This is a genomic window from Dysgonomonas sp. HDW5B (assembly GCF_011299335.1).
Lineage (GTDB): Bacteria > Bacteroidota > Bacteroidia > Bacteroidales > Dysgonomonadaceae > Dysgonomonas_A.
This window is the reverse complement of the sequence record NZ_CP049858.1, coordinates 1432263-1448535: the sequence shown is the minus strand read 5'-3', so window position 1 is coordinate 1448535 and position 16273 is coordinate 1432263. Positions and strand designations below refer to the sequence as shown.

Sequence of the window (16273 nt, the reverse complement as noted above, 5' to 3'; positions counted from 1 at the left end):
CGTTCTTATGACGAATCTTTTTAGAGATTTAGTACCCTTTTCAACTCTTTATATCCGGCAATACTCATTTTAACTTGTAGATTATTCTGTAGTTTTAGCATTTGGCTTTGTTTCTCATACAGTTCTATGCGTTGTATATAATCTATATTTATAATATTTGAACGGTGTACCCTGACAAATTTATTGGCAGGTAAATGGTCTCCAAAATACTTCATAGTTTGTTCCTTCAAATACTTCCCTTTGGGGGTGAAGATCATTACATAGTTTCCTTCAGCCTGAATAGATATTATATCATTGATAAATATAAGGTCAATTTTCTGCCCATTTTTCACAGCAATATGTTCTAGTATTTCGCTTTCAGAAGAGTCTTCGTTTGTCATGGCTTTTTCTGAGGATTCGATATCTGTAGTATGCTCTACATCGATGTCTATGCTAACTTCTTCCTCTTGATTTTGAGTAAAAATATATCCATATAATAATATAAGCAATCCATAGCTTAGTAAAGCTAGGGTAATCCGTATTGGTACGGTCGGGAGTACATAATTCATTGCATTCTCCGGCGATACTATATAAACTATCAAAAAGCTTATTCCTACCCAACTTAATACGAATAATATGGCTAATGCTCCGTAGTTAACGATTTGCTGAATTATAGGTAATGATTTATAATTGGAATATCTAATGATCTCTTTTAATAAGAAATTTAATATCGCCAATAATAATCCGAATATAGTCCCATCTAAAATAAGATCGGAGAGAGGTAACGGTATAAGCGGAGCCATTATTGCAACTGTTACTATAAGAGTAATAATTACAATAATTAATGGGAGAATTAGTAATTTTAAATGACTATTATTCATCTGATAAATGATAATGTGTATTTATGCAGCATCAATAGTATTGCTGCATTTTATGATTAAGTAGCCTCTTGTGGTTGTACCCGTAAGAGCATCGCAGAGGTTTGCAACCTTAGTTTCTAATTTCGACATTCCCGAACATGCAAGCAGCTTTCAAATTCAAAATTGGAGTGCTGTCAGAAATGGGGGTATCAACCATGTGTCTTTTATCTTGAACGTCACCAAACATGGCACTTGATTTTAAGTTTATCTGCCATTCGCTAGGAACATAAACTATTATAGAGCCAAACATAGCATTTACTTCAAGTTTATTATTTGTACTTAAGCCACTTACTTTTCTAAGATCAAGTTTAATCTCCCCAAAAGCAGCATTTGCTTCTCCTCCTCTAAAGTTGGATGAAAATACAATTTCTTCGCTGCCATTGAATAATACCGCTTTATCTACATAATCATTTCCGGTATCGGTATTGGTATTTGAACATCCTTTACTCATATCTGAAATGAATTTCTTTGGCTGACAATATTTACTGCACATTCCGTGATCGTTTTTTTTGAATAGAAACAGGATTCCTCCAATGATAAGCAATACAGGCCAATAATTCTGAGCATTATTAAGTGTTCCATTTAATACTTCGGGAAAGTTTTGACCTATAACAGGTAAGATGAAAAATCCCCCTACAGATATCAGAATGATTGCATTCACAAAGTGGCGTTTAATAAAAGCAGCAATACCCAATACCACTAAAAGCATTTGCCACGATATTAATATAGGCTTGTAAATCAAGGGTATCAGTTCGAGATTAAATGCAAGAAGAATAATTCCTGCAAGTACAAGTAGTATGGCAAATCCTATTTTACCTTGTGATTCTTTATTTTTTATTTTAAATTCATTTTCCATTGTGATACGTTTTTTATTGTTTATAACAAATGTAGGAGTTTTAAATACTGTCAAAAACAGAATAATGACGAAATAACTATTTTTGTTGACGAAACTATCTACATCTGTGTGGAATTGAAACAGATGTATCACCCTTTATAAGGGGGAATGTTTTATAAATACAACGTTTTGTGATGTTAGCAAGTTTGGAAAAGCCGGATTTGTAATTGTGATCTATTTTTGTCGTGAGATTAAATAAAAACGAAATGAATCAGAGATTATCAACTAAGGAAGAGTATCAAAAGCAAGTCAATATTATTATTGAGCATATCAATGCACACCTGAGTGAGGATTTGGACTTGAATAGTTTAGCCGAAAAGGCAAATTTTTCACCGTATCATTTTCACCGTATCATGAAAGCTTTTCTGGGTGAATCTTTAGGGGCTTTTATTGTACGTTTACGTATCGAGACTGCAGCTCGATTGTTACGCCATTCGGATCTATCGGTGCAAGATATTGCTTATCAAACAGGATATGATGTGCCTTCCTCTTTGTCGAAATCGTTTAAGTCGTTTTATGGAATCTCACCAATCGAATTTAGAAACAATAAAAACCACACGATTATGAGATCACTATTATTAAATGAAGATTTAAAACTGAAAGCACCCAAAATAAAGGAGTTGGAACCCAAGCAGGTTATCTATATTCAGATTTTTGGCAAATATTCCGATGTTGATTTTAGCGGATGTTGGACACGCTTATGGGCATATGTAAAAGAAAACAAACTCTTTTCGGCAGGTATAGAACATCTTTGTGTCTACCATGATGACCCCAAAGTTACAGAAGCGGATAAGCTTCGCACTGATATTTGTTTAGTTCTTCCTAAAAAGGCCTTACCTAAAGGTGAAATAGGAGTCAAAGAAATAAGCGGAGGTAAGTATGCAATTTTTTTATATCAGGGGCCGTATGAAAATCTGGGCAGTGTATATGATACTATCTATGCAAAGTGGCTGCCTGACAGTAATTGCAAATTGAGAAACGTTCCTGCATTTGAGAAATATCTTAATCATCCCGATAGAACTTCTCCCGATAAACTGAAAACTGAAATTTATCTTCCGATTGAATAAGCAGAAAAAGGAGTATAGCCAATTCGGCTATACTCCTTCATTTTATATCAGTAATTTTTTTTATTTTACATCAAACCAAAGTCGTGTAGTAAGCAGGTCTTCACCTTGATTTGCTACAGCAGCTTTATAGCTTTTACCGTTTAAGGATTGTTCCGTTCCCGGGTAAAAGAAGCGTAGAGGCATTTGACCTTCCAGCACAGTTGCACTTCCGGGTTTAAGCTCAGGATAATCCAACCTTCTCCATTCAGCAAAGGCATCTAATCCCTGTCCGTAAAAAGCGATCCATTTTTGCTCTCCGATAGATTTTTTATAGTTTGAGGCATCGTATTTCACTTTTGCCTGATTCAGGTAATCAGCTACAGTAGTTGCATCGGTAATACCAAACTGGTTTAATGATGCTGTAACCGCTTGTTTATAGTAAGTCTCGGCATCACCCGAAATAAATCCTCTGGCTACGGCTTCCGATAATCCGAATAATACTTCAGCATAACTGAATATAACGGCAGGAGATTCAGATTTTAAGAAATAAGTTCCCGGTTTAGAGGTTTTTGCAAAACCCTGATTATTAGCATCACTGTTTGATAAACCGTTGGCAGCACCTACATATCTGTCAACAGATGTATCTGAAGGCAATTGTGCATATACAGGTAATCTCGGGTCCGAAAGTTCATATAATTTATCTACAATAGTTTTAGATACTCTATAATCGTCTCGGGTTTCAAACCATGCTGCCGCCGGGTTTTGTTGAGGAGAACTTGTATAGATAAATTTGAATGTTTCGTTATTATTGCTGATAAGACCGGCTGGATCAGCCACCACGCTGGCAATAGTTTGCTTGGCTAGCTCTGCTTCACGATCGGAGATTCTCAATGCAATACGTAACCGCAGTGAGTTTACAAATTTTTTCCATTTACCGATATCTCCATTGTATACCAAATCTCCGGTAACAGCACCTTTCGAAGCATCTAATAGATTTTGGGCTTCGGTTAAATCTTCTAATAAACCCAGGTAAACTTCTCTTTGGGTATTATAGGAAGGACTAACTGTTTGTCCCGCATCTTTGTATGGTACATCTCCATATGTATCAGCAAGTAGTAAAAATGTCCAAGAACGCAATGCCAAAGCAATGCCTTTGAAGTTTGAATTGGCTTGTGCTTCAGGAAATGCCAGAATAGTATTCAAATCAGTAATCAATGTTGCATAACCAGTATTCCATAAGGTCGTGATTTCTGCGTCAGTATTTGAAATTTGATATCTGTCAGGCTCAGTATACTGTATCTTTGCCCACTGCTGAATAAATAACAACGATGAATTGAAACTGCTGTTTGATCCCCAATAAAGATCGGCTCCGTGTTTTAAACTACCCGTAAGAAGAAACGGAGCAAGAGGAGTTTCGGTTGCATTTGGATTTCGGTTGATGTCATCCAGTTGGTCGTTGCACGAACTAAGAGCAAAAGCAACTAATAGGATTGATAATATATTTTTAAGCATAAATTCGATTTTTATAATTATAACTGTCTTTAGTTATTATACCAGACAATGTGATAAATGGTCTGTAATTTAAAACTGAAGATTCAGATTAACTCCAAAAGACCTTGTTGTTGGCAATGCTAGACTTTCCAGACCTTGCGCATTTCCTGTATTGAAAGCTGTTTCGGGATCAATATTCGGAGCATCTTTGTATATAAAGAACAGATTACGACCAAATGCTGATATGTTAGCACCTTGCAATCCGATATTTTTCAACAAGCTCTTATTGAATGTATATGTCAGCTTTATTTCACGGAATTTAATGTAATCGGCTTTATATACATAAGCTTCATTGATGTTATAAGATGCTTTGTAGTATTCCTGTGCACTTAAAATTGTGGTATTTGGATTACCATTTTCCAGAACACCTTGGAAGATCATACCGTCATCATATACGTTTACTCCCGATGGTGCTGTGCCTCCATTAAGAGGTATTCTTGGTGTTTTTGTATCATTTCCTGCGTAATAGTATTCAATACCTCCATTTTCGGCTCCACGTCCCGGAAGGGTTTGTTCCAATACTCCTGTATAATTACCTGTTCTGTTAGTTCCGGAGTAAATACTTCCACCGATGCTGGCATCAATCAGGAATGAGAAGTCAAAGCTTTTATACGTAAATGTATTACTGATACCACCTAACCAATCAGGAGTATAATGTCCTAATACTTTCTTTTGAGGATCTGCTTTAGGTAAACCATTGGATGCAACAATAATATTTCCATTATCATCTCTCTGATAGGCTGTACCATATAGAATACCATATTTTTGACCAACAGAGGCCAATATATCTACACCACCCGAAGAACCTACTGTGTAATTTTCGATCAGCCCATCCCGATCAAGAACGACAACTTTACTTCTGTTGGAAGAGTAGTTCAGACCAACATTCCATTTAAAGTCTTTTGTTTCAACAGGCATAACATCTAGTTGAATTTCATAACCTTTGTTATTTATTTTTCCTGCATTCAGTAATTGAGAGGTATATCCACTAGCTGCGGTTGTCTTGATTTCAAGAACCTGATTAATACTGTTGGTATTATACCAAGCAAAGTCTAAACGCACTCTATTATTGAACAGAGCCAACTCTGTACCGATTTCAGTAGAACGGGTAGTTTCGGGTTTTAAGTTCGGGTTTCTTTTCAATTTCGAAGAGGTTTGTATCGGATTTCCTTGAAAAGCAGTTTCCGAATTGAATACAGTTACCAGCTGATAAGGCTCACCCCCGTCATTACCTACTTCCGCCCATCCGGCACGCAGTTTTAAGAAACTTAGCGTACTGCTTTTTATATCTAAAGCCTCTGTTAAAACTAAACTCGCATTTACAGAAGGATACATATACGATCGGTTCTCACGAGGTAATGCCGATGACCAGTCGTTACGAGCGGTAAGGTTCAAAAATGCATAACCTTTATATCCAAGTTGGGCAGATGCATAAGCACTATATATTCTTCGGGCTTTGTATTCATTCGAAGATGTTAACGGGTCTCTTGAGTTAGTTAAAGTATAAAGATCAGGAACAGCCAATCTTGGGGCTTTTTGGTAATTGTTCTCATATGTTTTGTTCATTACGTTAAATCCTGCAAGAGCATCCAAATGAAAATCTTTATTTAACTCACGAGTATAAGTTAAGATTGCCTCTGTATTGTTCTCATTAACAGTATATGCATCTTCGGCATATGATCCGTATGGAGTACCGTTAGTGCCATATTTGATGGTGTATTTTCGGCGATCGTTATAGTAATCGGTTCCTGTACGGAATTTAAAGTCCAGACCTTGTGCTAGATTAATATCTGCATGTACATCTCCGATAAGTCTGTTTCTTTTTTGTTGTACAGTATTATAATATGCATTCCAGTAAGGATTGCTATAGTAACTGTTATTCCAGTTTACATCTCTGTTATTTTTCAGTTCATTTATATCAACCTGACGACCAAACCATAAGAATTGAAGCATTACACCGGCTGCACGACCTCCTGATGGACCTCCCGGAAGGTTAGGAACATCGTTCACAATATAATTGGCAGTAGCTCCAACTTTAACTCTCTTGGTCAATTGATAACTTGTATTGATAGAGAAATTTGTTTTCTTAATCTGAGTGTTAGGCACTACACCTTTTTGATTTTCGTGATTTACACCTAAGCGGAAATTATATTTCTCGTCTGAACCGGATACCGATACACCATTGTTAAACGTTACACCTGTATTGAAAAAGTCTCTTACATTATTCGGATGAGCAACGAAAGGAACAGCCTCTCCGTTTGAGAAGAATTGAGGAATAAGCCTTCCGTCCATTCTTGGACCCCAACTTTCGTCTACACCGTCGTTGATACCACCACCTTTTCCGTCAACATAACTGAATAAACCATTCGAACCTTGTCCAAAAGAATTTTGAAATTCAGGAAGACTTGCTACAGTAGATAGAATTACGCCCGAATTGAAAGATACACCGATTCCTTTTTGCCCTTTTCCGGTTTTGGTTGTGATCAAAACAACTCCTTGAGCAGCACGAGATCCATATAGTGCGGCTGCATTAGGGCCTTTAAGCACACTCATCGTTTCGATATCTTCGGGGTTAAGGTCGGCTATTGCATTTCTAAAGTCACGAGTAGCTCCTCCTGAGTTAAGTTGTGAATTGTCTACAGGTATACCATCTACAACAAATAGAGGCTGATTATTTCCGGCAATAGATGTTTCCCCACGAATAATGATACGTGAAGATCCCATATCTCCTTGTGAATTGGTGATGCGTACACCTGCCAATTTTCCACTAAGAGAATTTAATAAGTTAGGCTCTTTATTACCCTTTAGGTCATTACTCTTTAATTCCTGAGTAGTATAACCTAGTGATTTCTTTTCTCTGTTGATCCCTAAAGCAGTCACTACCACTTCATCCAGCAGGTTATTATTTTCAGATAGAATAACATTAACTGGTTCATTGCTATCATAAACATCTACTTCCTGAGTCTTGTATCCTAAAAAATTGAATACGAGTGTTACAGGTAGATCTTCGGAAACTTTAATTGTAAATTGACCATCAAGATCTGTAGCCGTATTTACTTTAGCTGAAGATTTTAAAGTAACCGAAACTCCGGGAAGAGGTAAGCGATTTCTATCTAAAACTTCTCCATGTATGGTTGTATTCTGAGCATATATTGCTGTACCTCCCAATAAAAATAGAGTCAGCAAGAGTGCTTTCGCTATATTATATAGCGATTGTGAATGTTGTTGCAGCATATAAATTAATCTTTTTTTATTTATTGAATAGTAGTAGACTTGCTTATTTTTCTAAGCTGGCGTAATTGATAATTTGTTGTTGGATATTTTTCTTCTCTTTTGAATCGATATTTAGAAAACCATAGTCATGATTAAGATTCTGACCATCGTTTACAACCCATTCTATGAAGCTTTGAGCTTCTTTAGGTAGTTTTGAATCAAAAGCTAAGCTAAGAGTCTCGATTGGAATAAGATTTATTTTTTCGCTTTCAAGTAATGTTAGTGTTGCGTCTATACCCGAATTTACAGCTTGCCATTGATCCTTTTTCAAATCGATAGGTAGTATGGCTATATTATCTTTTAATTCACGTGTCTTAGTATCGTATATGTAAGACAGATAGTTAAAGGCAACACCGGTTTCGTCTTTTTTAAGGGCATTGATAAGGAAAATATCATCGCCTGCGATCTTTTTACCTTTTAGTTGATCTTCTGTTTTTCCGAAATAATTTGAAATGACTTCCGAGTTAGATGTTTCGAGGTTTCCCGAATAAATTGTAACTTCATTTTTGAAGGGATATTTGCCTTCATCGTCAATATCTTTCTCGAAAAAAAGTTGTTTGATTTTATTTTTATCTAAACCCTTATTACTTATTTCTGAGAATAGAGGGTTTTGTTTGTTAGCAACAGGTAATATGGCGTATCTTGCTACTTGTAATGATTGTTGAGCAGGATTTTTTATTTGATTTTCGTTTGTAACTACATTTATGTCAATAGCTTCATTATTTGTATTTCGATCAGCTACTTTTATTACTACACTGGGATTGGTTTTATTATACTCAGTTATCCACGCATTTAAGATAGGGTGAGTGAAATTTGCTCCTTTTATATATAATGTGTTTTCTGTGTTCTGAGCAATAATTGATCCGGTAACTAAAAAAAGAGCGGCTATAAATGTGAATTTGATATATCTTGAAGTTTTCATATTGTTTCTTATTATATTTTGAATATTGTTTTTGGGATATAAAGTGTTGGGTGTGATACCCATCGTAGAGAGGTGGTCAGCAAGGCATGCACATTCGCATATATGGACAACAATATACATCGGTAAGTAGAGCTTCTACAGCTTGGTTAGCCGATTTTAAATAAGACAATGAGTAGTTTCCTACTGTTGAATAATCTTGAATTGTAGATGTGAAAAATACTGATTTCATGTCTTGATACTATTAGTGATAAACCTTTAAAACGATGTCTTAAAATTCTTTCACAAAAGAAGCTAACATATACTAATTTCGAAATACCATATATGTGGTATATTTGATTGGGTCTATCTATGATGTCTTGAATATTATAGATGTACATTTCTTTTCATACAGTATATTTTGTTGAATAATATATGTTTGAGAGCTTGTGTGTCTGTCAAACTTCAATTTTTTTATGCTGAATTAATTCTTTTCAATAAAAATATTTAGGTATATTTGAAGTGATAAGATAATGAGGGTTAATATAATTTGTTAGTATTTTATTTTAAAAATTCTATAATGCTAGATTATGTTTGTTCTTGCATAAAATCTCTTTATTCTATTACTGTTTGTGCAACTATCCAGATAATTTATCCTACTGTTTTTTGACCTAATCATATTCTATGTAGAATAAATTTATCAGAACTCTAGATCGCTATAGTATTTATTGTCTCCTACTATTATTTCGAAATATTTATATCTTCTTTCCGGTTTTTGTCTTTGAAAAACGGATTAAAATAGGTACGTGTTTTTAATTCCGCAGCTTATAACTATTTTTGCTTGTAAATAATAATACCCATGGAAAAATACGGACTTATCGGTTATCCTCTCAAACATTCGTTTTCTTATAAATTTTTTGGTGATAAATTTAAAAATGAAAGCATTGAGGCAGAGTATAGTAACTACGAAATTGCAGATATAAATAATCTACCTTTTATTATAAACTCTGATCCAAATATCAAAGGGCTTAATGTTACGATTCCATATAAAGAGCAAGTGCTTCGCTTTTTGGATGAATTGGATGAAACAGCAAAGGCTATTGGAGCCGTTAATGTTATCAAAATAATACGAAAAGAAGGTAACATTACTTTGAAAGGTTATAATTCGGATTTGATTGGATTTCAAAATTCAATACAGCCCATGATTGATCCTCTACTTCATCAAAAAGCTTTAATATTAGGAACAGGAGGCGCTTCAAAAGCCGTTGAATACGGTTTGAGAAAATTGGGTTTGGAGACTAAATATGTATCACGCACTTCCGCTGACGGAGTTTTTACATATAAAGACCTTACTCCTGAAATATTATCAGAATATAAAGTGATAGTAAATGCATCGCCTGTAGGTACCTTTCCTAATATAGATGAGTGTCCGGATATTCCCTATGAGTATCTTACCGACTCTCATCTGTTATATGATCTTGTATATAACCCTCCGGTAACGAAGTTTCTCGAATTAGGAAGAAAGCAGGGGGCAAAAATAAAAAATGGTGGTGAGATGCTCCAATTACAGGCTCTTGCAGCTTGGAATATATGGAATGCTATTTAGTATAACGATATTTAATTTGAAAGAATATGATTCGCAAGCTATTAAAGTATATAAACTTGAAAGGTGAAATCGAAGATTTTGAGGAGATTCACCAGAGCATCGAAAAGGGAATTATTTTTAAAGGAACAAACCTGTGGATTTTAGTTTTTGCTATTATTATTGCTTCGGTAGGATTAAATACAAATTCTACGGCCGTAATTATAGGAGCAATGCTTATTTCTCCTTTGATGGGACCCATAAACGGAATGGGCTATAGCATTGCTATTAACGACTATATACTTTTCAAGCGTTCCATAAAGAATTTTACATTTGCAGTAGGAGCAAGTTTGGTCGCTTCAACATTGTATTTTATAGTTAGCCCTGTTTCAAATGCCCAGTCCGAGTTATTGGCTCGTACCAGCCCGACGATCTATGATGTGTTGATTGCTTTATTCGGTGGGTTTGCCGGAATTATTGCCATTAGTAGCAAAAATAAAGGTAATGTTATTCCCGGAGTGGCAATTGCAACTGCTTTAATGCCTCCTCTTTGTACAGCAGGGTATGGTTTGGCAACAGGTCAGTTTACATTCTTCTTTGGAGCTTTTTATCTTTTCACGATCAATACGGTATGTATTGCCTTAGCTTCAACTGCTGTGGCACAAATTTTGAAATTCCCGATACGTAGTAATATCGAGGATGCCAGAAAGAAAAGAATAAATCAAATAATATCCGTAATCCTTACTATTACAATTCTTCCAAGTATATATCTTGGTTATAAACTGGTTCAAAACGAAAAGTTCACTATTAATGCCGGAAAGTATGTCAAAAGTATAAGCATCTATAAAGGAAACTATCTGTTGAAAGATGAGATTAATGCTGAGAAAAAACAAATTCTTTTAGTGTATGGAGGGACATCATTCAATGAGGAAGATAGAAAAGATATCATTCAGAGAGCCATTGATTTCCAGATAGATACTCTTGGGGTAAAAATAGAGCAAGGTATTGCTTTTGAACCTGATCAAAGAGATAAAAGCCTTTCGCAAGAAAATAGCTTGAGGCAAGAAATTAATAGACTAAATATACAGTTGAAAGAAAATGAGCAAAGAGTAGACAGTATAAAAAGTCGTTTTTTGATTGGTATGCAGCTTCTTACCGAAATCTCGCCTTTATATCCTCAAATTGAGTCATGTAATTATTCTGAGGGTGTCACTTATTCACAAGATACAATAGATAATCGATTAAAGACAAGTGTTGTTATATTCACGACAAAAGAGAAATACTCTCTCAATCTTAAAGAAAGAAATCAAATTAAGGAATGGTTACAAAAGCGCTTGAATACCACTTTGGTTATGTTATTTTTTCAGGAGAACGATAAGGATAGATAAAAAACGATCAGAAGTAATACTTCTGATCGTTTCTCTTTTTACCCATAAAAACCAATAACCATTATTTTTCAGCAAGCAATTCATTTACCAGTTTATTAAAATCGGTTTTGAATTCGTCATAAAATAATCCTGTTGCAGGTCCGTTAAACCCTGTATGAATTTTTCTCACTACACCTTTCTTGTCAATAAATATAGTTGTAGGGTAGCTTTTTAAGCCACCATCAAGAGCAGATAATACTTTTTCGGAATCACTGATTTTTCCTCCGACAAGTATATCATAAGTAATATCATATTTCTTTACCAGATTCGATAATACCTTTTGTATATACTCTGGGTCGTCTTTACGTTCAAAAGCAAGTCCTACAATTTCTACACCTCTATCTTTATTTTCTTTGTACCAAGGGGCTAAAAACTCTGCTTCGTCTAAACAGTTTGGACACCAACTCCCTAAAATTGAAATGATAACTACTTTGTCCTTAAATTTAGGATCAGTCAATGAGACCTCGTTACCTTTCAGGTCACGTAGTTTCAAGTCAATAGAGTTATATCCTTTTTTCAGTTGTGTAAGTCCATAAGGATCAGCTAGACGAGCATTCGGGTTTCGTGTTCCTTTTATCTTTTGGCTACCTCTGGCTGTAATAAATTCTCCTTCAAAATTATCTTTTTCTGTAAATTTACCTTGGATAAGGTAGGGACTTAGTCCGGCAAATGCAGATAGTCTGAACCCGTTTTTATCAGAAACTCCTTCCAGGTAACGGAAGTCGCCCGAATTTGTTAGAATAGAGCCTGTAAGTATACCATCTTTTTGACTAAATATGCCTACGTTATTTTTAGTCTCAGAGTCAGTAATAAACTGTATATCCCATTTACCATCTAAGGAATCGGCTGAGGTACCTTCTGTTACGAATCGGGGAGTAGCTCCATATACAGCTTTAAATTCCAATCCTTTATCTTCTTCGGAGAATAATCTTCTGAAAATACCAGAAATAGAATCCCCTTTTATTACTCCTTTAAGTTCTGTGTCATATGCTTTTATAGGAATGAAGATGCTGTCTCCTTTATATGTTACACCTTCCAATGGCACCCGCTCGGCTCCGTTTATCAGAGTTACAACTGCCGAACTGTCGGAGCTGCCTTTTTCTACTTCGAATGAGAACGGAATACTTCCATCTTTGGCGTTAAATTCGGCATGCCATTTTCCATCTTTTAATTTGGGGCTTTCTTGTTTGTCATTTTTGCAAGAAGCTAATGCTAGCGTCGCAGAGAGTCCTAATATTAAATATTTTTTCATTGTTATCTATTTTAGGTCACAGACCTATTTATTACTTGAGCAAGTTATAATTGATAAATAATTCTGAATTAATTGCTTGCTGTTATTTTGCGTATTATTTAGGATACAAAGTTATAATTGTCTTTTGTAAAATGAAATCCCATAAGTATGGTATTTACAGAAAAAGCAGTCCAATTGAATTATGGACTGCTTTTATATATAAAGTTTTATAGCCTTATTTCAGTAAAGAATCAGGATTTAGGTTTTCTCCCTCTATATCCTTGAAATATCTGTATGTTCCAACTTTAAGTTCTTCGGTTGCAGCTTCATCACATACAATGATTGCTTTTTCGTGAAGCTGTAGTGCTGTAATAGTCCACATTTGGTTTATTGATCCCTCAACAGCCTGAGCTAATGCTCTTGCTTTATTGTGGCCATTTACCATAATTAATACTTCTTTGGCATCCAATATTGTACCAACGCCTACAGTTACAGAAGTTTTAGGAACTTTGTTGATGTCGTTGTCGAAAAATCTTGAATTGGCAATAATAGTATCTTTGGTCAATGTTTTTACACGAGTTCTCGAAGACAATGACGATCCTGGTTCATTGAAAGCAATATGCCCATCGGGTCCGATGCCTCCTAAAAATAAGTCTACACCACCTACCGATTTCATTTTAGCTTCGTATGCGGCACATTCTTTATCAAGATCGGCTGCATTACCATTCAGTATATTTACATTTTCTTTGTTGATATCTACGTGATTGAAAAAGTTATCCCACATAAATGTGTAATAGCTTTGAGGATGATTTTGAGGTAAACCTACATATTCATCCATATTGAAAGTGATTATATTTTTAAAAGAAACGACTCCTTTTTTATTTAATTCGATAAGGCTTTTATACATTCCCAATGGAGAAGATCCGGTAGGTAACCCTAGAACAAAAGGTTTATCTGCTGTTGGTTTAGCTTCATTAATTTTTGCTGCGACATAATTTGCTGCCCATTTTGATAGGTTGTTAAAATCTGCCTGAATAATTAATCTCATGTTGTATAGTGTTTATGGTTATTCATATTTAAGGTCTCAGACCTTTTTATTGTTTTGGAAGAAGAGGTTCCAATAGTTAATCATAAAGAAAGATAGACTTTATTCAAGCCTATCTTTCTTTTATTATTATTTAGGGCTTAAAGAGGCTTGTATTCAACAAAAGCTTCGATGGCTTCATACGAAGCTAACCCTAGTCTGCGATATAATTCGGCAGTAGCATGGTTTCTATCTTCAGAACGTTGCCAGAATAGGCGTTCATCATTACCCAGGAATGGAGCACTTTCCATCTGAGACTGGTGCTTAAGAATCGATAATCGTTTAGAACGCAATTCTTCGGGAGAGATAGGAACTGCCATTTCGATGAAGTCAATTTCCCATTCGGCCCAAGCTCCACGATACATCCAGAAGCGGCAATCTTTAAGCCATTCTGTTTTTTCGTTTTTTAATTCATCTACAGCTGCTAGAATTGCATCCAGACAAACTTTATGTGTTCCGTGAGGATCGGCTAAATCTCCTGCAACAAATACCTGATGAGGTTTGATTTCCTGTAAATATTCTTTTACAATCTTTATATCTGCTTCTGATATTGGATTCTTCTTTACTTTTCCTGTTTCGTAGAAAGGCAGATCCAGGAATTTTATTTTTGAATCTTTTATTCCGACAAAGCGACATCCGGCAGTAGCTTCTTCACGACGAATACGTCCTTTCATGAATAATACATCCGCGGTATCTTCATCTCCGGCTTTCTTTTCTTTCATTAAGAAGTTTAGAACTTTTGTTAATTCTTCTTTCAAAATGGTATCGTTCGGACTGTATTTAGCGCGTACATTCTCCATGAGAGATGCATAGCGAATTACTTCTTCGTCACCAACGGCAATATTACCCGATGTCTGATATGCAACATGTACATCATGGTTTTGGTTAACCAAACGTTGGAAGGTGCCTCCCATAGAAATAACATCATCATCAGGGTGTGGGCTGAATATGATCACACGTTTTGGATATGGGGTTGCTCTTTCGGGACGATTGGTGTCGTCTGCATTGGGTTTTCCTCCAGGCCATCCTGTAATTGTGTGTTGCAAATCATTAAATACCTTAATATTAACGTTGTATGCCGAACCGTATAATGCTAAAAGTTCACCGAGACTGTTATCTTGATAATCTTTATTCGTTAATTTAAGAATTGGTTTATCTACCTCGAAACATAGCCAAACTATGGCACGGCGAATCAGTTGATTTGTCCAATCACAGCTGGTTACTAACCAAGGTTTGCTTATTCTGGTTAGATCGTATGCCGAATTAAGATCTGTAAATATCTTTACATTAGGGTGGTTTTGCAACCAAGAGGCTGGTATTGCATCACTTTTTTTACCCTCTACAACATCTTTTACACTATGAGCTTTATCTTCTCCCCAAGCGATTAAGGTGATCTTTTTAGCTTTTAGCATAGTCGATATACCCATAGTGATAGCACTTTCGGGTACTTTGTCTAAAGATCCAAATGTATTGGTTGCTTCTTTGCGAGACTGATTGTCAAGTAGAATGATGCGAGTCTGAGAGTTGATGTTTGAACCGGGGATATTTACTCCGATATTTCCTCCTCTACCTAACCCAAGTAAAAGGTGATCTATTCCTCCATAGCTTTCGATCTTATCTTCATAAGATTTGCAGTGTGAGAAGATTTGGTCTTTAGCAATTTCTCCATCAGGCGAAAATACCTTAGTCCAATCTATATCTACATGATCTAATAGTAGATCTTTTAATAATTGTAGGTTGCTATCCGATCCTTTTTGAAGAGGGTAGTATTCATATACACTAAAGATCACTACATTCTGGAAGCTTAATTTTTCCTCGTGGTGTAATCTTACCAGTTCTTGATAGATGGTTTGTGGTGAATGTCCTCCCGGAAGAGCCAATACATAGTACTCTTTGGCTTCTTGTTTTCTTCTTATTTCTTCGCCAATTTTTCTGGCAACGTAATTGGATGCTGCTTTTGACGACTCATAGATCTGAGTGTCAATTTTTTCATAGCGTGTCAATGCGGTTTGCTCAAAAGCATTAGTCGGATGATAATATCTCTGAGGTATCCGTTCTAATGTAATCTGAGAACTTAAATCTGTTTTCATATCTTCTTTTATTACGGTTTTATTTAAGACTGAACCATGATTAACAAAGATAGTCATTTTAAAGTTCAAACGATTTGTTCTCCATAAGGTATTTTCGCTTATACATTATTTTTTTGATAGGGCGAAATACTGGTTTTTCCTTTTAGAAATGACATTAATTCTTTTGTTGAGTTGCTGGTTTGTCAGTCGTCTCTGTATTGTTGAATACTAGTTTTAGCTTTTGAGAATGTTGTTGAAAACAAAGAGTGCAAAGTTGTTACGCTTTGCACTTCTTCTTTTAAATATCTATAGTAAATA

General features: G+C 35.4%; 12 protein-coding genes. 3 read left to right on the top strand and 9 right to left on the bottom strand.

The annotated features are described in order from the left end of the window. Positions 1-20 precede the first annotated feature (20 nt). Positions 21-860, bottom strand: a complete 840-nt coding sequence (locus G7051_RS05920) for a LytTR family DNA-binding domain-containing protein (protein ID WP_166199026.1) — start codon at positions 858-860, stop codon at positions 21-23. A gap of 109 nt (positions 861-969) precedes the next feature. Beyond that, positions 970-1755, bottom strand: coding sequence for a LiaF domain-containing protein (locus tag G7051_RS05915; protein ID WP_166199025.1), 786 nt, complete (start codon positions 1753-1755; stop codon positions 970-972). 245 nt (positions 1756-2000) lie between these two features. Here G7051_RS05915 and G7051_RS05910 point away from each other — a divergent pair, with 245 nt between their 5' ends. After that, positions 2001-2861: a GyrI-like domain-containing protein gene (locus G7051_RS05910; RefSeq protein ID WP_166199024.1), complete on the top strand. Its 861-nt coding sequence runs from the start codon at positions 2001-2003 to the stop codon at positions 2859-2861. Between the two features lie 60 nt (positions 2862-2921). Here the strand turns inward: G7051_RS05910 and G7051_RS05905 are convergent, their stop codons facing one another. The 4 genes from G7051_RS05905 to G7051_RS05890 form a co-directional block, all read right to left on the bottom strand. Beyond that, positions 2922-4352, bottom strand: a complete 1431-nt coding sequence (locus G7051_RS05905) for a SusD/RagB family nutrient-binding outer membrane lipoprotein (protein WP_166199023.1) — start codon at positions 4350-4352, stop codon at positions 2922-2924. 69 nt (positions 4353-4421) lie between these two features. Further along, the gene (locus G7051_RS05900) at positions 4422-7625 is read right to left on the bottom strand and encodes a SusC/RagA family TonB-linked outer membrane protein (protein WP_166199022.1); all 3204 of its coding nucleotides are present in this window, start codon (positions 7623-7625) and stop codon (positions 4422-4424) included. Positions 7626-7668: 43 nt separating this feature from the next. Beyond that, a complete protein-coding gene (locus tag G7051_RS05895) occupies positions 7669-8586 on the bottom strand; it encodes a hypothetical protein (protein ID WP_166199021.1) in 918 nt (305 codons plus the stop codon). A 76-nt stretch (positions 8587-8662) separates the two neighbouring features. Continuing rightward, the gene (locus tag G7051_RS05890) at positions 8663-8815 is read right to left on the bottom strand and encodes a hypothetical protein (protein WP_166199020.1); all 153 of its coding nucleotides are present in this window, start codon (positions 8813-8815) and stop codon (positions 8663-8665) included. A gap of 606 nt (positions 8816-9421) precedes the next feature. Between G7051_RS05890 and G7051_RS05885 the strand changes: the two genes are divergently transcribed. Further along, the gene (locus G7051_RS05885; protein ID WP_166199019.1) at positions 9422-10168 is read left to right on the top strand and encodes a shikimate dehydrogenase; all 747 of its coding nucleotides are present in this window, start codon (positions 9422-9424) and stop codon (positions 10166-10168) included. A gap of 26 nt (positions 10169-10194) precedes the next feature. Beyond that, positions 10195-11532: a TIGR00341 family protein gene (locus tag G7051_RS05880; protein ID WP_166199018.1), complete on the top strand. Its 1338-nt coding sequence runs from the start codon at positions 10195-10197 to the stop codon at positions 11530-11532. Between the two features lie 61 nt (positions 11533-11593). Here G7051_RS05880 and G7051_RS05875 read toward each other — a convergent pair whose 3' ends face one another. The 3 genes from G7051_RS05875 to G7051_RS05865 all read right to left on the bottom strand — a co-directional run bounded on the left by G7051_RS05875 (position 11594) and on the right by G7051_RS05865 (position 15976). Next, a complete protein-coding gene (locus G7051_RS05875; RefSeq protein WP_166199017.1) occupies positions 11594-12823 on the bottom strand; it encodes a peroxiredoxin in 1230 nt (409 codons plus the stop codon). 214 nt (positions 12824-13037) lie between these two features. Further along, on the bottom strand, positions 13038-13850 hold the full coding sequence (gene nagB, locus G7051_RS05870; RefSeq protein WP_166112395.1) for a glucosamine-6-phosphate deaminase: 813 nt from the start codon (positions 13848-13850) through the stop codon (positions 13038-13040). Positions 13851-13987: 137 nt separating this feature from the next. Next, positions 13988-15976: a glucosamine-6-phosphate deaminase gene (locus tag G7051_RS05865; protein WP_166199016.1), complete on the bottom strand. Its 1989-nt coding sequence runs from the start codon at positions 15974-15976 to the stop codon at positions 13988-13990. Positions 15977-16273: the final 297 nt, after the last annotated feature.